Consider the following 20,526-nt stretch of genomic DNA (forward strand, 5'->3'; position numbering starts at 1 on the left):
GACGGGTGCGATTAGGCGTGCTCGACGTGGGCAGCAATACCGTTCACCTGTTGGTGGTGGACGCGCGCCGCGGTGGGCACCCCACACCGATGAGTTCGACGAAGGCGTCCCTGCGCCTGGCCGAGGCCATCGACACCTCGGGGAAGCTGACCCGCCGGGGTGCCGACAAGCTGATCGGCACGATCGACGAATTCGCCAAGATCGCCACCAGTTCGGGATGTTCGGAGCTGATGGCGTTCGCGACATCGGCGGTGCGCGATGCGAAGAACTCCGAAGACGTGCTGTCACGGGTGAAGTCGGACACCGGCGTGGATCTGCGTGTGCTCAGCGGGGTCGACGAGTCACGGCTGACGTTCCTGGCGGTGCGGCGCTGGTACGGCTGGAGCGCCGGCCGCATCATCAACATCGACATCGGCGGCGGCTCACTGGAGCTGTCCAGCGGGGTCGACGAGGAACCTGACGTGGCGATGTCGCTGCCCCTGGGCGCCGGTCGGCTGACCCGCGAGTGGCTGCCCGAGGATCCGCCCGGCCGCCGGCGCGTGGCGATGCTGAGGGATTGGCTGGCCAACGAACTCTCCGAAGCGGGGACGGCGATCGCCGAAGCCGGAAGCCCCGATCTGGCGGTGGCCACGTCGAAGACGTTTCGTTCGCTGGCGCGGCTGACCGGTGCGGCACCGTCGGGCGCTGGTCCGCGCGTCAAGCGCACGCTCACGGCTGCGGGTCTTCGTCAGCTCATAGCTTTCATCTCTAGGATGACCGCGTCCGACCGTGCCGAGCTGGAAGGAGTGAGCGCCGACCGTGCGCCGCAGATCGTAGCGGGCGCCCTGGTGGCCGAGGCGAGCATGAAAGCCTTAGGTATCGAAAGCGTAGACATTTGCCCGTGGGCGTTGCGGGAGGGCTTGATCCTGCGGAAACTCGACAGCGAAGCCGACGGTACGGCGCTCGTGGGCGGGCATTCGCCCTCAGGGCGGGTGTCGGTGCGCAATGCTGGACGGTAAGCAGGCAACCGCGAGGGCGAGCAGGCGATGACTGGACCAGACGACTACACCAACACCCGGCCGATCTCGGTCGCCGAGCTGCTGGCGAAGAACGGCACCATCGGCGCACCCCCGGTCGGCGGTCGCCGGCGCCGTCGCCGCGGTAACGCCGACGCCGTCACCGTCGCCGAGCTCACCGGCGAGATCCCGATCGTCCGGCCCGACGAGCCCGCCGCCCCCGAGCCGGCCCCCGAACCTGAACCCGAGCCGGAGTCGGCCACCATCGCTGAGGCGGCCGACGGGGTCGATGACGTCTTTGAGGTCGATGACGTCCCTGACGTCGATGACGTCGACCGAGCAGATGACGCCGATGACGCCGATGACGTGGCCGATGCGGCTGAGGTGACCGAAGCCGACGACGAGCTGGTCGAGGTCGAGGACTCCGACCCCGACAACACCGACGAAGCCCAGGTCGACGAAGCCCAGGTCGCCGAAGCCGAGGTCGAGGATGCCCCCGAGGAGCCTCAGGCCGCGGTGGCCCCGCCGCGCCGCTCCCCGTTCGGCCGGTTCGGCCGCAAGAGCTCCGTCGACGCGGAGCTGATGAGCCCTGACCCCGTCGACGCGGATGCCCCCGCCGACCTCGACGACACGGTGTCCGAGGAGCCCGAGGCGGAAACGCCCACCGAGACAGAGTCCGAGACCGAGGACGCAGCCGAAGAGGACACCGCGGACGACGAACTGCCGTCGTACCTGCGGTCCACCCAGGACCCGTTGTTCGGTGGGGAGACCGTCGCCGACGACGTCGCCCGCCGCGGCGGTCAGCAATCGTCGCTCGCCCTCGACGACGAGGACGACGGCGACGAGGACGAAGGCGGCGACGAACTCGAACCGCGTCAGATGTCGCCGGTCGTCCACGGCCTGTGGGTGGTCGGTCAGAGCGTCGTCGCGGTCGCGTTCGGCGCTGGCCTGTTCTTCGCGTTCGACCAGCTGTGGAAGTGGAACAACATCGTCGCGCTCGTGTTGTCGGTGCTGGTGATCCTGGGCCTGGTCGTCGGTGTCCGGGTGGTGCGCAAGACCGAGGACATCGGCAGCACGCTGATCGCGGTGGCGGTCGGCGCGTTGGTCACCCTCGGGCCGCTGGCGTTGCTGCAATCGGGCTGACCGGGGTGCGCCCTGCCATCAAGGTCGGTCTGTCCACGGCCTCGGTCTATCCGCTGAAGACCGAGGCCGCGTTCGAGATGGCCGCCACTCTCGGATATGACGGCGTCGAGCTGATGGTGTGGGCGGAATCCGTCAGCCAGGACATCGACGCTGTCGAAGAGCTGTCGCAGCGCTATGACGTCCCGGTGCTCTCGGTGCACGCGCCGTGCCTTCTCATCTCTCAGCGCGTGTGGGGCGCCAACCCCATCGCCAAGCTGGACCGCAGCGTGCGGGCCGCCGAGCAGCTGGGTGCCCAGACCGTCGTGGTCCATCCGCCGTTTCGCTGGCAGCGCCGCTACGCCGAGGGATTCGCCGCCCAGGTAGCTGAACTCGAGGCGAGCAGTGACGTCATGGTCGCTGTGGAGAACATGTTCCCCTTCCGCGCCGACCGCTTCTTCGGCTCCGGGCAGACCTCGATCGAACGGATGCGTAAGCGCGGAGGTGCCCCCGGGCCAGGCATCTCGGCGTTCGCGCCGTCCTACGATCCGCTCGACGGCGGCCACGCGCACTACACACTGGATCTCTCCCACACCGCGACCGCGGGCTCCGACGCCGTCGACATGGCGCGGCGCATGGGGGAGGGGCTGGTGCACCTGCACCTGTGCGACGGCAGTGGCGCCTCGACCGACGAGCACCTGGTTCCGGGCCGCGGAACGCAGCCGACCGTGGAGATCTGCGAGACGCTGGCAGCCGGCGACTTCTCCGGCCACGTGATCCTGGAAGTGACGACCTCGGGCGCGCGGTCGGTAGCTGAGCGCGACGAGTTGCTGACCGAATCGCTGCAGTTCGCCCGCACGCACCTGCTGCGCTGACCCGGCAAGGAACCCATGACGAGCTCCACTCTGTTCACCGATGCGATGGCTCTGATACCCGACGGTGCCGGCAGCTATCACGGGCTGCTCAACGAGCACTGGACCATCGGCCCGAAGGTGCACGGCGGTGCGATGCTCGCGTTGTGCGCCCACGCTGCGCGCACCGAACTCGGCGAACCCGGGGTGGAACCCATTGCGGTGTCAGGCAGTTTCCTGTGGGCGCCCGATCCCGGTCCGATGCAGATCGTGACCACGGTGCGCAAACGTGGGCGGCGCGTGAGCCTGATCGATGTCGAGCTGAACCAGGGATCGCGCACCGCGCTGCGGGCCGCGATCACGCTGGCGCGCCCCGAAGGCCATGTGCCGCCGCTGCTGTCGGACAACCCGGTGCTGCGCCTGATGACGCCGGATCCGCCGCCGGGGCTGGAACCGATCGGTCCCGGCCATCCGATGGCCGACGTCGTCCATCTCGCGCACGGCTGCGACATCCGTCCGTCGCTGACGTCATTCACTCCGCGCGGTGACGGTGGCCCACCGATGATCGAGTACTGGGTGCGTCCGAAGGGCGCGGCGCCCGACGTGCTGTTCGCGCTGCTGTGCGGTGACGTGTCGGCGCCGGTCACGTTCGGTGTCAACAGGTTCGGCTGGGCGCCCACGGTGCAGTTGACGGCCTATGTGCGGGCCGTGCCGGCCGACGGGTGGCTGAGAGTGATGTGCACGACGACCCAGATCGGGCAGGAATGGTTCGACGAGGACCACATCGTCGTGGATTCCGAGGGGCGCATCATCGTGCAGACCCGCCAACTCGCGATGGTGCCCGCCGCGCCCGACTGAATCTGGGCGGCCCGCCGTGTCATGCTGTGCGGCATGGCCAGAATCGCGATCATCGGCGGCGGGAGTATCGGAGAGGCGTTGCTGGCGGGACTGCTGCGGGCCGGGCGTCAGACCAAGGATCTCGTGGTCGCGGAGAAGAGCTCGACCCGTGCGACGTACCTGGCGGAGAAGTACTCGGTGCGCATCGCGTCGGTCGCCGAGGCGGTCGACACCGCGACGTACGTGATCGTCGCGGTCAAGCCCTCCGACGTCGGCAGCGTCGTCGGTGACATCGCCGAGACGGCGGCGCGCGCGGAAAGTGATGCCGCGGAGCAGATCTTCGTGACGGTTGCGGCCGGAGTGAGTGCGGCTTACTTCGAAAACAAGCTGCCCGCCGGATCGCCCGTGGTGCGGGTGATGCCCAACGCCCCCATGCTGGTCGGCGGCGGGGTCAGCGCGGTCGCACCGGGACGGTTCGCCACCGCCGAGCACGTCCGTGGGGTGGCGTCGCTGTTCGACGCCGTCGGTGGAGTGCTGACCGTGGCCGAGAGTCAGATCGACACCGTGACCGCGGTCTCCGGGTCCGGTCCGGCGTATTTCTTCCTGATGGTCGAGGCGCTCGTGGACGCTGCGGTGGACGGGGGTCTGAACAGATCCGTGGCTACCGACCTGGTGGTGCAGACGATGGCAGGCTCGGCGGCGATGCTGCTGGAGCGGTTGGATGCAGAAGGCAACGACGGTGGCGCAGCGTCGGGTCCCTCCGGAGCGATGGCGTCACCGACCGACACCTCGGCCGCCCAGCTACGGGCCACCGTCACCTCGCCAGGGGGCACCACCGCCGCTGGGCTGCGGGAACTCGAGCGTGGGGGCCTGCGCGCGGCGGTCGCCAACGCCGTCGAAGCCGCGAAAACCCGCTCTGAGCAGCTAGGAATTACACCGGAGTAGTTCAGCAATTTCACACTGATTAGCCCACACCCGTCGCAGTAACCCCACCCGCCACGCTATTCTCCCAGTGGTAAGTGTGGGTCGGTGCCAGCGGTGGGGAAGCCGCTGGAACTGCCCGCGCCTGATGGATTGGGTTGCGATGACGTCTATGAACGGGCCGTCGGCGCGGGATTCAGCCAACGGAAAGGCGGCGCGCGACGCCGGCCAGTCCGACGGCCAACCGCCTCGAGCGCAATTTCTCACCGTGGCCGAGGTGGCCAGCCTGATGCGGGTCAGCAAGATGACCGTGTATCGACTGGTGCACAACGGTGAGCTGCCGGCGGTGCGGGTTGGTCGGTCATTCCGCGTCCACGCCAAAGCCGTTCACGACATGTTGGAGAGCTCGTACTTCGACGCGGGCTGAAGGCTCTTCGCGCGAGCGCTCATCGCTGGCCGAAGGCTCTTCGCGCGAGCGCTCATCGCTGGCCGAAGGCTCTTCGCCCTGGCCCCTCTTGGGCGGATTTCGGCGCGGGGACCGTCGCCAGGTAATGTGACCGGTCGAGATCGTCGAAAAAACCGAGGTAGCGGAGTTCATGGGTTCTGTCATCAAGAAGCGGCGTAAGCGCATGTCGAAGAAGAAGCACCGCAAGCTGCTTCGTCGCACCCGGGTGCAGCGCAGAAAACTCGGCAAGTAGTCCTGCGGCGTCTGCCGCTAGGCTGCGGAGATGGATGCTGGGGGTGACTCGGGCGGCTCCGATGCCCGGGACGGTCTGAACTACCCCAAGGTCGTGCTGGTCACCGGCGCCTGCCGATTCCTCGGCGGCTATCTGACCGCCCGGCTGGCGCAGAACCCGCTGATCAACCACGTCATCGCGGTCGACGCGATCGCGCCGAGCAAAGATCTCCTCCGGCGTATGGGCCGCGCGGAGTTCGTCCGCGCCGACATCCGGAACCCGTTCATCGCCAAGGTGATTCGTAACGGCGACGTCGACACCGTGGTGCACGCCGCCGCGGCGTCCTACGCGCCGAGGTCCGGCGGCCGGGCCACGCTCAAAGAGCTGAACGTGATGGGCGCAATCCAGTTGTTCGCGGCCTGCCAGAAGGCGCCGTCGGTGCGCCGGGTGATCCTGAAGTCGACCTCGGAGATCTACGGGTCGAGCGCGCGTGATCCCGTGCTGTTCGCCGAGAGCAGCAGCCGGCGCAGGCCGCCCGGGGAAGGGTTCGCCCGCGACAGCATCGACATCGAGGGCTATGCCCGCGGACTCGGCCGGAGAAGGCCCGACATCGCGGTCACGATCCTGCGGCTGGCCAACATGATCGGGCCGGCGATGGACACCGCGTTGTCGCGCTACCTGGCCGGTCCGGTGGTGCCGACGATCATCGGTCACGACGCCCGCATGCAGCTGCTGCACGAGCAGGACGCGCTGGGGGCGATGGAGCGGGCGACCATCGCAGGCAAAGCAGGCACCTTCAACGTCGGAGCGTCCGGCGTGATCATGATGAGCCAAGCGGTTCGCCGGTCCGGGCGGCTCGCGCTCCCGATGCCCCGTGCGGCGATGTCGCTGTGGCGGGCCGGCCGGCCGACCGAGCTCGATCGGGAACGCCTGGACTACCTCAGCTACGGCCGAGTCATGGACACCACGCGGTTGCGCACCGAGCTCGGCTACACCCCGAAGTGGACCACCACCGAGGCCTTCGACGACTACGTGCGCGGCCGGGGACTCAAACCCATCGTGGATCCGAATTGGGTTTCTGCTGTGGAGCGCCGCGCTGTGTCGGCGGCAGCGCGGTTCGGGCGCTAGACTCAGGGCTCAGCGAGGGGGCGGGGACACCCTAGCTCGAAGGCCAGGAAGGTGAGAAGCGAGACGGTGGCTGGCGAGTCGAAAGCGAAAGTCATTCCCCTGCACTCGAATTCGAGTAGGAGCGCAGCGGCCCGTCGAGCGGCTGCGCAACGGGGAGACCGATCTCGGCGGCATCCGTCTCTGTACGGCGACGCCGATGGCCGCGCCACCGCCGAAGAGTTGTCCGCCGTTGTCCGCGACATCGACGCGCATCGTGGAGACGGTGCCGGCCTAGGCGCGGCACCCGATGCACCCCCCAGCGAACTCGCCACGCGGATCGCCGCGGTGGCCGACTTCATCCGCAAGAGGATGATGGGCGACTACACCGTCGACGAGTTCGGCTTCGATCCCCACCTGAACAACGCGGTCTTCCTGCCCGTGCTGCGCGTGCTGTTCAACTCGTGGTTCCGGGTCGAGGTCAGCGGTGTCGAGAACCTGCCGGCGACCGGTGCCGGTCTCGTGGTGGCCAACCACGCCGGGGTGCTGCCCTTCGACGGGCTCATGACGTCGGTGGCGGTCCGCGACCACCATCCCGCACAGCGCGATCTTCGTCTGCTGGCCGCCGACATGGTGTTCGACATGCCGTTCGTCGGGCAGGCCGCGCGCAAGGCCGGCCACACCATGGCGTGCACCGACGACGCCCACCGACTTCTGGCCGCCGGCGAGCTCACCGCGGTGTTCCCCGAGGGCTACAAGGGGCTGGGCAAGCCCTTCAAAGACCGCTACAAGCTGCAGCGTTTCGGCCGCGGCGGCTTCGTGTCCGCGGCGTTGCGCGCCAAGGCGCCGATCGTGCCCTGCTCGATCGTCGGCTCCGAAGAGATCTATCCGATGGTCGCCGACGTGAAATTGCTCGCCCGGCTCCTCGGTCTGCCGTACTTCCCGGTGACTCCGCTGTTCCCCCTGGCCGGCCCGCTCGGTGTGGTGCCTCTGCCGTCCAAGTGGTACATCCAGTTCGGCGAGCCCATCGATACCGCCGGCTACGACGACTCGGCCGCCGACGATCCGATGGTCACTTTCGAGATCACCGACCAGGTTCGCGAGACCATCCAGCAGACGCTCTACCAGCTGCTGGCCAACCGCAGGAACACCTTCTTCGGCTGACCGACCGACCTGCTGTGGGCCGGGTCAATCGGACGCCGCAACGTCAGTCAGACGACGCGGTCTGCTTTGCCACCATCGCGCGCAGCGCTTCGTCGCGTCGTGCGGCGATGCGGTCGCTGATCTCGTCGGCCTCGGTGTCCGACTGCGCCTCACCCATCACCGTGACGACGCTGGTCAGCACCGGCTCTCCGTGTTCGTCGGTCACTTCGCCGCGGACCTCGGTGAGTACCGCGCCGTGCGACTCGGTCACCGAGTCCAGGTACGAGTCGAAGAACAGCTTGTCCCCGGCGAGGATCGGCCGATGGAACGTGATCTTCTGGTCACGGTGCAGGACGCGCTCCATGTTGATCGGAACGTCGAACTGGTTGAAGATCTCCAGCTGCACCCGCCGGCCCGCGACCGCGAGGAACGTCAGGGACGCGATCAGGGCATCGTGGCCGCACTGCTTGGCGGCCTCCTCGCTGTAGTGCGCGGGATGGTCGTCTTTGACGGCGCGGGCGAACTCCCGGATCTTCTCGCGGTCGACCTCGAAATAGTCGGGATACCGGTAGTGGGTCCCGATGATGTTCTCGGCGATGGTCATGCGTGATCCGCTTTCGTCGGTGATCGATGCGCGGCGCGAGCCTATCAGCGGTGCGGGCCGCTACTTGTGGTCGCGACGGGACACCACGGCCGCCAACGCGCCGCCGGCGGCACCCAGCGCGAGCGCAGACGGCACGCCGATGCGGGCCGCTTTTCGGGCGGTGCGGAAGTCGCGGATCTCCCACCCGCGCTCGCGGGCAAGGTCGCGCAGGTCGGCGTCGGGGTTGATCGCGACGGCGGTACCGACCAGGGACAGCATCGGCACGTCGTTGAAGCTGTCCGAATAGGCGGTGCAGCGACGTAGGTTCAGCCCCTCGCGGATGGCCAGCGAGCGCACGGCATGCGCCTTGCCGGTGCCGTGCAGGATGTCACCCACCAGACGCCCGGTGAACACCCCGTCGATCGACTCGGCGACGGTGCCCAACGCACCGGTGAGCCCGAGCCTGCGGGCGATCGTGTCGGCCAGCTCATAGGGCGTCGCGGTGACGAGCCACACCTGCTGACCGGCGTCGAGGTGCATCTGCGCCAACGCACGGGTGCCCGGCCAGATCTTGTCGGCGATGATCTCGTCGTAGATTTCCTCGCCGAGGGCCACCAGTTCCGCGGTCGAGCGGCCCTCGATGAAGGCCAGCGCCTTGCGTCGCCCCGCCGCCACATCGTCGCTGTTCTCGCGGCCGGTGAGCTGGAACTTCGCCTGCGCCATCGCAAAGCGGGCCAGGTCCTTGTAGGTGAAGTACTCGCGGGCCGCCAGGCCGCGCGCGAAGTGCACCAGCGACGAGCCGTGCACCAGCGTGTTGTCCACGTCGAAGAACGCGGCGGCAGTGAGGTCCGGGGGAGGCGGCGGCGGGCCGGGCAACTCGCCGGCAGGCTCGATGAGGCCCTCGGCCGCGGCCGCGGCGCTGCTCTCCCCGGCGATCTGCTGCGCCCGGGAGTCGATGCCGATCTCAGTACCGTCGGACACGGATACAACAGTAGGACACCGGGTCGCGATACTGGCGGGGTGGATCGCGCCGTGCAGCTGCTCACCCGCCAGGGTTGCCCGATGTGTCAGAAGGTGGCCGGCCGGCTGGCCGAGCTGCGCGACGAGCTCGGGTTCACCCTCAGCGTCACCGACGTCGACGAGGCCGCGGCCGCGGGGGACAAGGCTCTGCGCGCCGAATACGGTGACCGCCTGCCCGTCGTCCTGCTCGGCGGGGCCGAGCACAGCTACTGGGAACTCGACGAACCGAGGCTGCGCGCAGACCTCTCCCGCTGAGGGAATTTGGCTGCCCAGCTGGTCAGCGATTACCGTGGTGGGGTGGTGAGGAAGCCGTGAGCGTACTGCTTTTCGGGGTTTCGCACCGGAGCGCGCCTGTGTCCGTGCTCGAGCAACTCAGCACCGACGAGGCCGATCAGGCCAAGATCATCGAGCAGATCCTGCAATCCTCGCTGGTCACCGAGGCCATGGTGTTGTCGACGTGCAACCGCGTCGAGGTCTACGCGGTGGTTGAAGCCTTCCACGGCGGCCTCTCGGTGATCGGTCAGGTGCTGGGCGAGCACTCGGGGATGTCGCTGCAGGATCTGACCCGGTACGCCTACGTCCGCTACGCCGAAGCCGCGGTCGAGCATCTCTTCTCGGTCGCCAGCGGGCTCGACTCCGCCGTGGTCGGTGAGGCGCAGGTTCTCGGACAGGTGCGCCGCGCGTACGCCACCGCCGAGGCGAATCACACCGTGGGCCGCACGCTGCACGAACTGTCGCAGCGTGCGCTGTCGGTCGGCAAGCGTGTGCACTCGGAAACGGGCATCGACGCGGCAGGTGCATCAGTGGTCTCCGTCGCCCTGGACATGGCCGAAGCCCGCATCGGGTCGCTCGCCGGGCGGTCGGCTGTCGTGGTGGGCGCCGGCTCGATGGGGGCTCTGGCGGCCAAACAGCTGATGCGTGCCGGTATCGAGCGCATCCATGTGGTGAATCGCTCGCTGCCGCGCGCCAAGCATCTCGCAGAGAACATCCGCAGCCACGGGCTCTCGGCCGAGGCCTTCCCGTTCGACCATCTGCCGCCGCTGCTCACCGACGCCGACGTCGTGGTCAGCTGCACCGGCGCCGTGCGGCCCGTCGTCACGCTCGCCGACGTGCACCGCGGCCTGGCGCAGCGGCTCGGCGGCACGAAACAGCTGGTGATGTGCGATCTGGGCATGCCCCGCGACATCGACCCCGCGGTCGCCGGACTGCCCGGTGTCGACGTCATCGACATGGAGCGCATCCTGCGGGAGCCGACCTCGCGCACCGCGACGTCCGATGCCGAGGCGGCCCGCACGATCGTCGCCGCGGAGGTGGCCGAGTACCTGACCGGTCAGCGGATGGCCGAGGTCACGCCGACCGTCACCGCGCTGCGGCAACGCGCCGCCGACGTCGTCGAGGCGGAACTGCTGCGGCTGGACAATCGGTTGCCGGGACTGGATTCGGCCTACCGCGACGAGGTCGCCAAGACCGTGCGACGGGTCGTCGACAAGCTGTTGCACGCCCCCACCGTGCGCGTCAAGCAGCTGGCCGGCGCGCCTGGCGGGGACAGTTACGCCGAAGCGTTGCGCGAGCTGTTCGAGCTCGACCAGCACGCCGTCGACGCCGTGGCCGGAAGCGAGCTCGGCGCCGTCGCAGTTGATGAAATGACCTTCTCCGCAACCGATCTCGATAGCGCGGAGTGATCACAGCGTGATCCGCATCGGCACGCGGGGCAGCCTGCTGGCCACCACACAGGCCGGCTTCGTCCGGGACGCTCTCACCGCCCGCGGACACGCGGCCGAGCTGGTGATCATCTCCACCGACGGGGACCGCTCCCAGGCGCCGATCGCCGACATCGGGGTGGGCGTGTTCACCGCCGCGCTGCGCGAGGCAATCGCCGACGACACCGTCGACATGGCGGTGCACTCCTACAAGGATTTGCCGACAGCGCCCGACTCCCGCTTCGCGATCGCCGCGATCCCGGTGCGCGCGGACGCCCGCGACGCGCTGGTGGCGCGCGACGGTCTGGTCCTCGGGGAGTTGCCGGCCGGCTCGGTGATCGGAACATCGTCCCCGCGACGGACGGCGCAGCTTAGAGCACTGGGTCTCGGTTTGGAAATCCGCCCCCTACGAGGCAACCTAGATACCAGGTTGAACAGGGTAAGCAGCGGTGATCTCGACGCCGTCGTCGTGGCCCGGGCGGGATTGGCCCGCATCGGTCGCCTCGACGCTGTCACCGAGACGTTGGAACCGGTACAGATGTTGCCGGCGCCGGCTCAAGGTGCGTTGGCGCTCGAGTGCCGTGCCGGTGATTCCGGCCTGGTCTCGGTGTTGGCAGAGCTCGACGACGCCGACACCCGGGCCTCGGTCACCGCAGAGCGGACCCTGCTCGCCGAACTGGAGGCGGGGTGCTCCGCACCGGTGGGCGCGATTGCAGAGGTGGTCGAGTCTATCGATGAGGACGGTCGCGTCTTCGAAGAGCTGTCGCTGCGCGGCTGCGTGGCGACGCTGGACGGATCCGACGTGATCCGTGCGTCCGGCATCGGGACACCCGAGCGGGCACGGGAGCTGGGGCTCTCGGTGGCCGCGGAGTTGTTCGAGCTGGGAGCGCGGGAACTGTTGGACGATCGCGGGAGAGGGACATGACTCGCCAGATGACCTTGCGAGGACGCAAGGGCAAGCCCGGCCGCATCACGTTCGTCGGCTCGGGACCCGGGGACCCGGGTCTGCTGACGACGCGCGCCCGCTCGGTATTGGCCAACGCGGCCTTGGTCTTCGTCGACCCCGATGTACCCGAAGCGGTGCTCGCACTGGTCGGCTCAGAACTGCCCCCGCCGTCGGGACCGTTGCCCGCCGAGGCGCCCGACGCCGGTGACCCGGCTGCCGCCGCCGAGACGGCCGAGCTCACGATCCCCGGTGGCCCCGACATCCGGCCCGCGCTTGGCGATCCGGCCGAGGTCGCCAAGACGCTGGCCACCGAGGCGCGTACCGGTGTCGACGTGGTCCGTCTGGTCGCCGGTGATCCACTGTCGATCGACGCGGTGATCACCGAGGTCAGCGCGCTGGCACGCACCCAGCTCGCCTTCGAGATCGTCCCGGGCCTGCCCGACACCTCCGCTGTGCCGACCTATGCCGGTCTGCCGCTGGGCTCGTCGCACACCGTCGCCGATGTCCGCGACCCGCAGGTGGATTGGGCCGCGCTGGCTGCCGCACCCGGGCCGCTGATCCTGCACGCGACCGCGTCGCACCTGCCCGAGGCTGCGCGCACTCTGATCGAGTACGGGCTGTCTGACGGCACGCCCGCCGTGGTGACCGCCAACGGCACCACCTGTGCGCAGCGGTCGGTCGAGACCACGCTGGCCGGCCTGCTGGACAAGGCCGTGCTGGACAAGCCCGCAGGCGTCGAACCGTCCGGTCCGCTGACCGGCACGCTGGTCGTCACGATCGGCCGGACCGTAGCCAACCGTTCGAAGCTGAACTGGTGGGAGAGCCGTGCCCTGTACGGCTGGACCGTGCTGGTGCCACGCACCAAGGACCAGGCGGGGGAGATGAGCGAGCGGCTCGTCGGCCACGGCGCGCTGCCGATCGAGGTGCCGACCATCGCGGTCGAGCCGCCCCGCAGCCCGGCTCAGATGGAAAGGGCCGTCAAGGGTCTCGTCGACGGCCGGTTCCAGTGGGTCGTGTTCACCTCCACCAACGCGGTGCGCGCGGTGTGGGAGAAGTTCAACGAGTTCGGGTTGGATGCGCGCGCGTTCTCGGGCGTGAAGATCGCCTGCGTCGGGCAGGCCACCGCCGACCGTGTTCGCGCCTTCGGCATCAACCCCGAACTGGTGCCGACCGGGGAGCAGAGCTCGCTGGGTCTGCTCGACGAATTCCCGCCGTACGACGACGTTTTCGACCCGGTGAACCGGGTGCTGCTGCCCCGCGCCGACATCGCCACCGAGACGCTGGCCGAAGGGCTGCGGGAGCGGGGCTGGGAGATCGAGGACGTCACCGCCTACCGGACGGTGCGCGCGGCCCCGCCGCCGGCGCAGACCCGCGAGATGATCAAGACCGGCGGCTTCGACGCGGTGTGCTTCACGTCGAGCTCGACGGTCCGCAACCTCGTCGGCATCGCCGGTAAACCGCACGCCCGCACCATCGTGGCGTGCATCGGACCGAAAACCGCTGAGACCGCAGCTGAATTCGGGCTGCGTGTGGATGTCCAGCCGGAGGTGGCCGCGGTCGGTCCGCTCGTCGAGGCACTGGCCGAGCACGCTGCTCGGCTGCGTGCCGAGGGTGCGCTCCCGCCCCCGCGGAAGAAGAGCCGCCGCCGTTAACCGCTAGGACGATCATGCCTTACCCGAGTCATCGTCCGCGGCGGCTGAGGTCCACTCCGGCCATGCGCCGGCTGGTGTCCGAGACGTCTGTGCAGGCGCGCCAACTCGTGCTGCCGATGTTCGTCGCCGACGGTATCGACGAGCCGCGGCCTATCGCGTCCATGCCCGGAGTCGTTCAGCACACCCGTGATTCGCTGCGTCGCGCGGCGGCCGACGCGGTCGCTGCGGGTGTCGGCGGGCTGATGCTCTTCGGGGTACCGCGGGACGAGGACAAGGACGCGCGCGGCTCGGCCGGCACCGACCATGACGGCATCCTCAACGTCGCGCTGCGCGATCTGTCGGCCGATCTCGGCGACGCCACGGTGCTGATGGCCGACACCTGCCTCGACGAGTTCACCGACCACGGGCACTGCGGCGTCGTCGACGACCGCGGCCGGGTCGACAACGACGCCACCAATCGACGCTACGTAGAACTCGCTGTGGCGCAAGCAGATTCGGGTGCACACATGGTGGGTCCGAGCGGCATGATGGACGGGCAGGTCGCGGCCATTCGCGAGGGACTCGACGCCGCGGGCCACATCGACACCGCGATCCTGGCCTACGCCGCGAAGTTCGCCTCCGGGTTCTACGGTCCGTTCCGTGAGGCGGTGTCCTCCAGCCTGCAGGGGGACCGGCGCACCTACCAGCAGGAGCCGGGCAACGCGCGCGAAGCGCTGCACGAGGTCGACCTGGACATCGACGAGGGTGCCGACGTGATCATGGTCAAACCCGCGATGTCCTACCTCGACATCGTGCGGGCCGCAGCGGACCGTTCACCGGTTCCCGTTGCCGCATACCAGGTGTCGGGGGAATACTCGATGATCTGCGCGGCCGCCGACAACGGCTGGATCGATCGGGACACGGTCGTGCTCGAGTCGTTGACCGGCATCGTCCGGGCCGGCGCCGACATCGTTCTGACCTACTGGGCCGCAGACGTGGCCCGTCGCCTCTCGTGACGGAGCCGAGGGAGTCGGGTCCGGTCCGGCCGCCCGGGCCGTCGCCCGCCCGCCCGCCCGGGCCGTCGCCCGCCCGCCCGCCCGGGCCGTCGCCCGCCCGCCCGCCCGATGTGGACACCGGATTCTGGCTGTGGGTGATCGCGCTTCCGTTGATGACGGCCGGCTTCGTCGTGGATCTGCTGTCGGGTCCGCAGCGGGTGGGCGGCCTGATGCTGGCGATCAGCCTCGTCTTCCTCGCGGTGCTGGTGTCGGTGGTGGCGACGTTCCTCGTCCTGTTGCGGCAGGGCTACCGCTGGGTGCGTACCTGTCTGACCGGTGGAGCGATCGCCGCCGTGGTGTTCTCGGTCAGCGAGCTGTTCAGTGTGGATCGTTCCGAAGTGGCCGCCCTGATCTACGCGGCCGTGGTGATCGTCGGCTCCGTGCTGGTGTGCGGGGGCGTATTCCTGCTCCACCGCAAGGACGCCCACGACTTCTTCACCCGGTGATTGGCTACCCTGACGTCGATGCCGACCTCCGCTTCCCGCCCTCGCCTCGTCGACGCCGCGTTCTGGTGCTTCATGGGCGGCGCGGTCATCATGATCGTCGGCGGGTTGATGTCGGCGACGGCGAGCTTCGATGCGGCCCGACTGGCGATCCCCGCTGACGTGAGCGACGAGCGTGTCCGCAACTACTTGTTGGTGTACCGCCTGATCGGCGTCGGGGCGGTGCTGGCCGCCGGGGCCCTGGCCTTCTTGGCGGGCAAAGCGCGGGGAGGCGACAGCCGGTTCCGGATGGCGGCGATGGCTCTGGCGTTCTCGCTCGTCGGCGTCGTGCTGCTGCTCGCTGTGGGCCTCGGGGTCGGGCAGCCGCTGATCCTGGTGGCCGCGCTGCCGGTTCTCATCGGCGCTGCCCTCATGACGCGGCCGTCCGTTCGTGCCTGGTACGAGCGCGCACCGGAGGGGAAGGAGCTGTCGTGACCGAATCCGCCGCGCCGCCGGAGAGCGAGGTGCTGTTCTACGAGCAGGGCGCCAGCTGGCTCTGGGTGCTCGCCGGCCCGGGTGCCGGTATCGCGATGGCACTGATCCAGCTGTCGGCGGGCTACGTCCAGTGGGTGATCCCCGTGGTGTTCTTCCTTCTCGTGACGCTTTTCCTCGGCATCCAGGTCAAGGCGGCGCGCATCCACACCTCCGTCGAGCTCACGGCGGACGCGCTACGCCAGGGCACGGAAACGATCCGCACCGCCGAGATCCTGCGCGTCTATCCCGAGGCCGAGGGCGCGGAGAGCCCGAAGTGGCAGTATGCGCGCGCGCTGGGCGAGCTGACGGGTGTGCCGCGCGGCCGCACGGGCATCGGGGTGCGGCTGAGCAACGACCGGACCGCTCAGGCCTGGGCCCGTAAGCATCAGCTGCTGCGCGCGGCGCTGACGAATCTCGTCGAGGAGCGCATCCCGCCGGAGAGGGCGTCGTGACGCGCAGATCCGTCGTCGAGCTGACGCTGGCGGTCGTGGCTGCCGTCGGATGCGTGGTCAGCTGGCTGGCCGCGAGCCGGACCGTGGTCGTCGCGCCGGTGCTCGACGGGCAGCCCTCGACCACGTCGGTGGTGTACTACGCGCCGCTGTTGACGCTGTCGCTGCTGCTGGCGACGGCGGCCGGGGTGCTGGCCGTGCTCGTCATCGCCCGCCGTCGTGCCCCGGCGCCCCAGCCTCCCACCGCCCCACCGCCCGCGGAATAGCATTCCTGGCTGCCGGCGCGCCCCGCATCGCAGCCCTGAGTTCTCACCCGACGAAGTGTGTGCCCCTCGCCACACCCACTTGGTACAAAGTGCAAAATTTGTAACACTGTTTCGCATGACGGAGTTGGCTCAAAGGCCCGAACCCCTCGACGACGCGCTGCCCCTGGGTCCGGGGTCGCTGGTGTGGAAGTACTTCGGTGACAACCGGATGTATCTGATCGGCCCGCGGCCCGCGGTGCTGCAGAACATGCTCGCCGAACTCGGGCAGGGCGTGTACGACCATTCGACGTTCTTCGCCGACACCGCCGAACGGCTGCGCCGCACCATCCCGCCGATCTTCAACACCGTCTACGGCTCCGACACCGACAACGCGGGCACGCAGGTCCGCGACTTCCATCACCACGTCAAAGGCGAGTTGCCCGGCACTGACCGCCGCTACCACGCACTCGACCCCGATACCTACTTCTGGGCGCACGCGACGTTCGTCGAGCAGATCTACTACTTCGCCGACACATTCGTGAAGCGCCTCAGCCCCGCGGAGCGCGAACAGATCTGGCTGGAGTCCAAGACCTGGTACCGGCGCTATGGGGTCAGCGACAGGCCGATGCCCGCCACCTACGCCGAGTTCGAACGCTACTGGGACGCCATGATGGAACGTGTGCTCGTCGCGCACCCGTCGGCGAAGTACGGCGTCGGCTACGTCACCAAGGGCTTCCCGAAGCCCAAGGCCGTGCACCCCCTGGTGTGGCGGCTCGTCGCACCGATCTTCAACCCGCTCGCCGCGTTCCTGACCACCGGCGGCCTCCCGCCGCGCGCCCGCGAGCTGCTCAACCTGCCCTGGTCGGATCGTCAGGAACGGCGGTACCAGCGCTTCGCGGCGTTCTGGCGATCACGACCGGTCAACTGGGCGTGGGACCATCTCCCGATGCGTGTGCGCTACACCGGATATGCCCTCAAGGGCTATGCCCGCGGCTGACGCCACGGCGCACATCCTCGACGCCGCCGTGGTCGAGTTCGAGCGTCACGGTTACCGACGTGTCGCGCTCGACGACGTCGCCCGTCGCGCCGGGGTCAGCCGCACCACGATCTACCGGCGCTTCGCCAACAAGGACGAGCTCGTCGGCGCCGTCATCGAGCGAGAGAACATCCGGCTGTTCGCCCACATCGCTTCAGAGCTGAGAAGGGTTGCGCCGCAAGAGGATTACTACATCGAGGCGTTCACGCTCTCGATCATGGAGTTCCGCAACCACCGGGTCCTGCACCGCATGGTGCAAGACGATCCGGGGCTGGCCCTCGAGCTGGCGGGGCGCTACCACCGGGCCGCGATCGCGCGGATGGTCGATGCCCTACAGCAGATCTTCCCGCGCGGCTTCGCCGAACGCATCGGACCCGACGCCGTCGAGGACTTCGCCGACTGCATCCTGCGCTACGCCGAGATGGTGCTGCTGCTGCCGAGCGCTCAGCCGCTCGAAACGGCCGACGACATCCGCGCGTTCGCCCGCAGGCACTTCCTGCCGAGCCTGCCCGCAGCGCTACGTGGCGCCCTCATCTGAGCCGGGCCCACTGTTTCGTCGGTCACACTTTGGGGCAGTCCCATGCCCATGAGCGCCGAAGACACCTCCACCGAACAGCGGTCCCCGGACGACACGCCGAATGTCGAACTCGAGCATGTGACCGAGCCCCCTGATGACGACCAGAACCTGACCGAAAAGCCGGAAGTCACCGACGAGCACAAGGAAAAGGCCAAAGAGATGGCCGAGGCCTACAAGACCGAGAACCTGCAGACCACGACGCTGCCGGGTAGCAGCGGCACTGTGTCGGGAACGTCGGTCACCAACTGGGTCGACGACGAAGACAAGGGCAAGATCGAGACCAGCGCCGACATCGGCAATGTCGAGTACCGCAACACCGAGGAGTTCAAGAAGAAGCTCGAAGGCTGATACTTCGTCGCGGCACTGCGGCTTCTTACCTAGGCTGAATTGCTGTGACACCCCTGGAGCGGATCGCACCCGCTTTCGTGGAGATGGCCCACTCGATCGTGTGGGCGTCGGTCGCGACGGTCGATGCGGACAGCAAACCGCGCACGCGCATCCTTCACCCGATCTGGCAGTGGGACGGTACCGACCTCTTCGGCTGGATCGCGACGGTGCCGAGTCCCCTCAAGCGCGCCCACCTCGCCGTCCACCCAGATGTGTCGGTGAGCTACTGGACCACCACGCACGACACCTGCAGCGCGGAGTGCCTGGTCGAGTGGTACACCGACGACGAAACCCGCCGCGATGTGTGGCAGCGGTTCGCCACGGCGCCGCCGCCCGTCGGCTACGACCCCGCGATCATCCCGTTCTGGGCTGACGGTCCCACCAGCGACCAGTTCGCGGTGATGCGGCTGGCGCCGTATCGATTGCGGGTGATGCCCGGAACGACGATGACCGTCGGCACCGGCGAGGTGCTGAACTGGCGGGCGTCATGACGGTGCGCGACGACCACGCGGTGGACGTGCGGTCGCTGCCGCCGGTTCCGCGCAACCCCCTTCCACTGCGGGAGCTCGTGAAGCTGGTCCGGCGGCTCGACACGGGCCAGGAGGTCATCCGCGACGCCGGCGGTCCGGTGACGCGCATCCAACTCGGGCCGTCCGGCGTGGTACCCGCCATCGTCGCGGTGATGTCGCCTGCTGGGATGCGGGATGTATTGGGCCGCAACGACGCCGCTACGGACCGGTGCATCATCCACGACGAGGTGCGCCGGATGGCCGGGGACAGTCTGTTCGTCCTCCCGAACGAACAGTGGCGGCCCCGCAAACGCGCGCTGCAGCCGGTGTTCACCAAGCTCAACGTCCGTACGTTCGGCGGCCACATGTCGGGTGCGGCGCAGGCATTCGTGGACCGCTGGCCCGGCGGCGGCGAGGTCGACCTCGACACAGAGTGCCGCCGTGTCGCCATGCAGTCGCTGGGCCGATCGGTGCTCGGCGTCGATCTGAACGAGCGCGGCGACACGATCGCCCGGTGCATGCACGTGGCGTCGTCCTACACGGCCGACCGCGCGTTGCGCCCGGTCCGGGCGCCGCGCTGGATGCCGACCCTGGCCCGGCGTCGGGCCCGCCGTTCCGTCGACGCGATGCGGCTGATCACCGACGAGATGGTGCAGGCGTGCCGGGTCGACCCGGACCGCGATGCGCCGCTGGTCCAGGCGTTGATCAGGGCGAGCGATCCGCAGACCGGTCGCCCCCTGACCGACGAGGAGATCTCCAATGACCTGCTGATCTTCATGCTGGCCGGCCATGACACGACGGCGACGGCGTTGACGTACGCGCTGTGGGTTCTCGGGCATCACCCGGAGATCCAGGACAGGGTGGCGGCCGAGGCCGCAGCGATCGGGGACGGGGAGCTGACTCCGGCGGACGTGTCCCGGCTGGGTTACACCGTGCAGGTGCTCCACGAGGCGGTCCGGTTGTGTCCGCCGGCGGCCGGGGTGGCCCGGGTGGCCACCCGCGACCTCGAGGTGACGGGCTACCGGGTGCCGGCGGGCAGCCTGGTGGCGCTGGGTCTGTACGCGCTGCACCACGACCCCGAGCTGTGGCCCGACCCGATGACCTTCGACCCGGATCGGTTCAGCCCGGAGAACGTCGCCGCCCGCGACCGCTGGCAGTTCCTGCCCTTCCTGGGCGGATCACGGCCCTGTATCGGCGAGCACTTCGCCCGTCTGGAGACGACGCTGGCCCTGGCCACGGTGATCCGCGCGATGACCGTGGAGTCGCTGGACGACGACTTCGCGTGCGAGGTGCCGTTCACCACGGTGGCCAAGGGGCCGATCAGGGCCCGGCTGCGTCCCCGGACGTGAGCAGCACGGCCTGCTCGAACGGGAGCACCGCGAACAGCGGCCGCATCCACCCGGTCACCGACGGCCCCGCCTCGGCCTTGCTCATGACGCGCGGGTTCATGACGGGAAATGTTCGCCCGTGTCGCTGCAGCGTGCCGCCGCCGGCGACAGTCAGGTTCTTCAACCAGTCCCGGTCGGGTCCGTAGGTCAGCAGGACCGCGACCCCGTCACGGGTCGAGAAGACGGTCAGCGGCGTGCGGTAGTGCTGCCCGGACCGCCGACCCACGTGGCTGAGGATGCCCATCGTCGGCGCCCAGCCGGCCCACAGCCGCTGGATCGGGTTGGTGACGTGGCGATTGAATCGCGCGAGCCACTGCGGCAACTGCATAGGAGCATCATCTCCCCGGGCCGGCCACTACACCCTGTAGTTGACCGTTTTGACCCGGCTGGGACACTG

General features: G+C 68.9%; 26 protein-coding genes. 23 read left to right on the forward strand and 3 right to left on the reverse strand.

The window, feature by feature from the left end:
• Nucleotides 1-5: 5 nt before the first annotated feature.
• The 9 genes from ACZY1G_RS03950 (at nt 6) to ACZY1G_RS03990 (ending at nt 7,668) form a co-directional block, all read left to right on the forward strand.
• On the forward strand, nt 6-998 hold the full coding sequence (locus ACZY1G_RS03950; protein ID WP_463813721.1) for a Ppx/GppA family phosphatase: 993 nt from the start codon (nt 6-8) through the stop codon (nt 996-998).
• A gap of 27 nt (nt 999-1,025) precedes the next feature.
• Entirely contained in the window at nt 1,026-2,138 is a 1,113-nt protein-coding gene (locus tag ACZY1G_RS03955) for a hypothetical protein (RefSeq protein WP_463821653.1), read from the forward strand.
• 5 nt (nt 2,139-2,143) lie between these two features.
• Nucleotides 2,144-2,989, forward strand: a complete 846-nt coding sequence (locus ACZY1G_RS03960; protein WP_463821654.1) for a sugar phosphate isomerase/epimerase family protein — start codon at nt 2,144-2,146, stop codon at nt 2,987-2,989.
• 15 nt (nt 2,990-3,004) lie between these two features.
• Nucleotides 3,005-3,823: a thioesterase family protein gene (locus tag ACZY1G_RS03965; RefSeq protein WP_463821655.1), complete on the forward strand. Its 819-nt coding sequence runs from the start codon at nt 3,005-3,007 to the stop codon at nt 3,821-3,823.
• A 33-nt stretch (nt 3,824-3,856) separates the two neighbouring features.
• Complete coding sequence (gene proC, locus ACZY1G_RS03970; protein WP_463813725.1) at nt 3,857-4,747, forward strand: pyrroline-5-carboxylate reductase; 891 nt, start codon at nt 3,857-3,859, stop codon at nt 4,745-4,747.
• 139 nt (nt 4,748-4,886) lie between these two features.
• Nucleotides 4,887-5,150, forward strand: coding sequence for a helix-turn-helix domain-containing protein (locus tag ACZY1G_RS03975; protein WP_463813726.1), 264 nt, complete (start codon nt 4,887-4,889; stop codon nt 5,148-5,150).
• A 169-nt stretch (nt 5,151-5,319) separates the two neighbouring features.
• Entirely contained in the window at nt 5,320-5,421 is a 102-nt protein-coding gene (locus ACZY1G_RS03980; protein WP_003402602.1) for a 30S ribosomal protein bS22, read from the forward strand.
• 30 nt (nt 5,422-5,451) lie between these two features.
• The gene (locus ACZY1G_RS03985; protein ID WP_463813727.1) at nt 5,452-6,528 is read left to right on the forward strand and encodes an SDR family oxidoreductase; all 1,077 of its coding nucleotides are present in this window, start codon (nt 5,452-5,454) and stop codon (nt 6,526-6,528) included.
• 66 nt (nt 6,529-6,594) lie between these two features.
• Nucleotides 6,595-7,668: a lysophospholipid acyltransferase family protein gene (locus ACZY1G_RS03990; protein ID WP_463821656.1), complete on the forward strand. Its 1,074-nt coding sequence runs from the start codon at nt 6,595-6,597 to the stop codon at nt 7,666-7,668.
• A 43-nt stretch (nt 7,669-7,711) separates the two neighbouring features.
• Here the strand turns inward: ACZY1G_RS03990 and ACZY1G_RS03995 are convergent, their stop codons facing one another.
• Complete coding sequence (locus tag ACZY1G_RS03995; protein ID WP_463821657.1) at nt 7,712-8,251, reverse strand: FAS1-like dehydratase domain-containing protein; 540 nt, start codon at nt 8,249-8,251, stop codon at nt 7,712-7,714.
• A 60-nt stretch (nt 8,252-8,311) separates the two neighbouring features.
• On the reverse strand, nt 8,312-9,211 hold the full coding sequence (locus tag ACZY1G_RS04000) for an HAD family hydrolase (protein ID WP_463813730.1): 900 nt from the start codon (nt 9,209-9,211) through the stop codon (nt 8,312-8,314).
• Between the two features lie 81 nt (nt 9,212-9,292).
• On the opposite strand from ACZY1G_RS04000, the gene ACZY1G_RS04005 reads away from it, so the two are divergent.
• From ACZY1G_RS04005 to ACZY1G_RS04070, 14 genes are all read left to right on the forward strand, one after another.
• The gene (locus ACZY1G_RS04005; protein WP_463821790.1) at nt 9,293-9,505 is read left to right on the forward strand and encodes a glutaredoxin family protein; all 213 of its coding nucleotides are present in this window, start codon (nt 9,293-9,295) and stop codon (nt 9,503-9,505) included.
• A gap of 56 nt (nt 9,506-9,561) precedes the next feature.
• Nucleotides 9,562-10,932, forward strand: a complete 1,371-nt coding sequence (locus tag ACZY1G_RS04010; protein WP_463813731.1) for a glutamyl-tRNA reductase — start codon at nt 9,562-9,564, stop codon at nt 10,930-10,932.
• A 7-nt stretch (nt 10,933-10,939) separates the two neighbouring features.
• Complete coding sequence (gene hemC, locus ACZY1G_RS04015) at nt 10,940-11,875, forward strand: hydroxymethylbilane synthase (protein ID WP_463813732.1); 936 nt, start codon at nt 10,940-10,942, stop codon at nt 11,873-11,875.
• 8 nt (nt 11,876-11,883) lie between these two features.
• On the forward strand, nt 11,884-13,548 hold the full coding sequence (locus tag ACZY1G_RS04020; RefSeq protein WP_463814838.1) for a bifunctional uroporphyrinogen-III C-methyltransferase/uroporphyrinogen-III synthase: 1,665 nt from the start codon (nt 11,884-11,886) through the stop codon (nt 13,546-13,548).
• Between the two features lie 14 nt (nt 13,549-13,562).
• Nucleotides 13,563-14,543, forward strand: a complete 981-nt coding sequence (hemB, locus tag ACZY1G_RS04025; RefSeq protein ID WP_463813733.1) for a porphobilinogen synthase — start codon at nt 13,563-13,565, stop codon at nt 14,541-14,543.
• Nucleotides 14,540-15,028: a hypothetical protein gene (locus ACZY1G_RS04030; protein ID WP_463821658.1), complete on the forward strand. Its 489-nt coding sequence runs from the start codon at nt 14,540-14,542 to the stop codon at nt 15,026-15,028. Before hemB ends, ACZY1G_RS04030 begins: the two co-directional genes overlap by 4 nt.
• Nucleotides 15,029-15,046: 18 nt before the next feature.
• On the forward strand, nt 15,047-15,499 hold the full coding sequence (locus ACZY1G_RS04035) for a hypothetical protein (RefSeq protein ID WP_463813735.1): 453 nt from the start codon (nt 15,047-15,049) through the stop codon (nt 15,497-15,499).
• Complete coding sequence (locus ACZY1G_RS04040; RefSeq protein WP_463813736.1) at nt 15,496-15,990, forward strand: DUF3093 domain-containing protein; 495 nt, start codon at nt 15,496-15,498, stop codon at nt 15,988-15,990. The genes ACZY1G_RS04035 and ACZY1G_RS04040 overlap by 4 nt, the downstream gene beginning before the upstream one ends.
• Complete coding sequence (locus ACZY1G_RS04045) at nt 15,987-16,253, forward strand: hypothetical protein (RefSeq protein WP_463813737.1); 267 nt, start codon at nt 15,987-15,989, stop codon at nt 16,251-16,253. Before ACZY1G_RS04040 ends, ACZY1G_RS04045 begins: the two co-directional genes overlap by 4 nt.
• A 115-nt stretch (nt 16,254-16,368) precedes the next feature.
• Nucleotides 16,369-17,229: an oxygenase MpaB family protein gene (locus ACZY1G_RS04050; RefSeq protein ID WP_463813738.1), complete on the forward strand. Its 861-nt coding sequence runs from the start codon at nt 16,369-16,371 to the stop codon at nt 17,227-17,229.
• Nucleotides 17,216-17,806 (forward strand): TetR/AcrR family transcriptional regulator, encoded by a 591-nt coding sequence (locus ACZY1G_RS04055; RefSeq protein ID WP_463813739.1) that lies wholly within the window; start codon nt 17,216-17,218, stop codon nt 17,804-17,806. The genes ACZY1G_RS04050 and ACZY1G_RS04055 overlap by 14 nt, the downstream gene beginning before the upstream one ends.
• A 48-nt stretch (nt 17,807-17,854) precedes the next feature.
• Entirely contained in the window at nt 17,855-18,193 is a 339-nt protein-coding gene (locus tag ACZY1G_RS04060) for a hypothetical protein (protein WP_463813740.1), read from the forward strand.
• Nucleotides 18,194-18,276: 83 nt separating this feature from the next.
• The gene (locus ACZY1G_RS04065) at nt 18,277-18,723 is read left to right on the forward strand and encodes a pyridoxamine 5'-phosphate oxidase family protein (protein WP_463814839.1); all 447 of its coding nucleotides are present in this window, start codon (nt 18,277-18,279) and stop codon (nt 18,721-18,723) included.
• Nucleotides 18,720-20,090 carry a cytochrome P450 gene (locus ACZY1G_RS04070; protein WP_463813741.1) on the forward strand — a complete coding sequence of 457 codons (1,371 nt, stop codon included), beginning with the start codon at nt 18,720-18,722 and terminating at the stop codon, nt 20,088-20,090. The genes ACZY1G_RS04065 and ACZY1G_RS04070 overlap by 4 nt, the downstream gene beginning before the upstream one ends.
• Here ACZY1G_RS04070 and ACZY1G_RS04075 read toward each other — a convergent pair.
• The gene (locus ACZY1G_RS04075; RefSeq protein ID WP_463813742.1) at nt 20,062-20,457 is read right to left on the reverse strand and encodes a nitroreductase family deazaflavin-dependent oxidoreductase; all 396 of its coding nucleotides are present in this window, start codon (nt 20,455-20,457) and stop codon (nt 20,062-20,064) included. The two genes, ACZY1G_RS04070 and ACZY1G_RS04075, sit on opposite strands and share 29 nt — an antisense overlap.
• Between the last annotated feature and the right edge of the window lie 69 nt (nt 20,458-20,526).

This window comes from Mycobacterium sp. IDUB_5 (assembly GCF_055419565.1).

What these genes read in the sequence shown, in the direction of transcription:
- ACZY1G_RS03995 (WP_463821657.1), bottom strand. Translation starts at nt 8,251, where the DNA reads ATGACCATCGCCGAGAACATCATCGGGACCCACTACCGGTATCCCGAC.
- ACZY1G_RS03975 (WP_463813726.1), top strand. Translation starts at nt 4,887, where the DNA reads ATGACGTCTATGAACGGGCCGTCGGCGCGGGATTCAGCCAACGGAAAG.
- ACZY1G_RS04055 (WP_463813739.1), top strand. Translation starts at nt 17,216, where the DNA reads ATGCCCGCGGCTGACGCCACGGCGCACATCCTCGACGCCGCCGTGGTC.
- proC (WP_463813725.1), top strand. Translation starts at nt 3,857, where the DNA reads ATGGCCAGAATCGCGATCATCGGCGGCGGGAGTATCGGAGAGGCGTTG.
- ACZY1G_RS04020 (WP_463814838.1), top strand. Translation starts at nt 11,884, where the DNA reads ATGACCTTGCGAGGACGCAAGGGCAAGCCCGGCCGCATCACGTTCGTC.
- ACZY1G_RS04075 (WP_463813742.1), bottom strand. Translation starts at nt 20,457, where the DNA reads ATGCAGTTGCCGCAGTGGCTCGCGCGATTCAATCGCCACGTCACCAAC.
- ACZY1G_RS03955 (WP_463821653.1), top strand. Translation starts at nt 1,026, where the DNA reads ATGACTGGACCAGACGACTACACCAACACCCGGCCGATCTCGGTCGCC.
- ACZY1G_RS03965 (WP_463821655.1), top strand. Translation starts at nt 3,005, where the DNA reads ATGACGAGCTCCACTCTGTTCACCGATGCGATGGCTCTGATACCCGAC.
- ACZY1G_RS03980 (WP_003402602.1), top strand. Translation starts at nt 5,320, where the DNA reads ATGGGTTCTGTCATCAAGAAGCGGCGTAAGCGCATGTCGAAGAAGAAG.
- ACZY1G_RS04070 (WP_463813741.1), top strand. Translation starts at nt 18,720, where the DNA reads ATGACGGTGCGCGACGACCACGCGGTGGACGTGCGGTCGCTGCCGCCG.
- ACZY1G_RS04050 (WP_463813738.1), top strand. Translation starts at nt 16,369, where the DNA reads ATGACGGAGTTGGCTCAAAGGCCCGAACCCCTCGACGACGCGCTGCCC.
- ACZY1G_RS04065 (WP_463814839.1), top strand. Translation starts at nt 18,277, where the DNA reads ATGGCCCACTCGATCGTGTGGGCGTCGGTCGCGACGGTCGATGCGGAC.
- ACZY1G_RS04005 (WP_463821790.1), top strand. Translation starts at nt 9,293, where the DNA reads ATGTGTCAGAAGGTGGCCGGCCGGCTGGCCGAGCTGCGCGACGAGCTC.
- hemB (WP_463813733.1), top strand. Translation starts at nt 13,563, where the DNA reads ATGCCTTACCCGAGTCATCGTCCGCGGCGGCTGAGGTCCACTCCGGCC.
- ACZY1G_RS04035 (WP_463813735.1), top strand. Translation starts at nt 15,047, where the DNA reads ATGCCGACCTCCGCTTCCCGCCCTCGCCTCGTCGACGCCGCGTTCTGG.
- ACZY1G_RS03985 (WP_463813727.1), top strand. Translation starts at nt 5,452, where the DNA reads ATGGATGCTGGGGGTGACTCGGGCGGCTCCGATGCCCGGGACGGTCTG.
- ACZY1G_RS04060 (WP_463813740.1), top strand. Translation starts at nt 17,855, where the DNA reads ATGAGCGCCGAAGACACCTCCACCGAACAGCGGTCCCCGGACGACACG.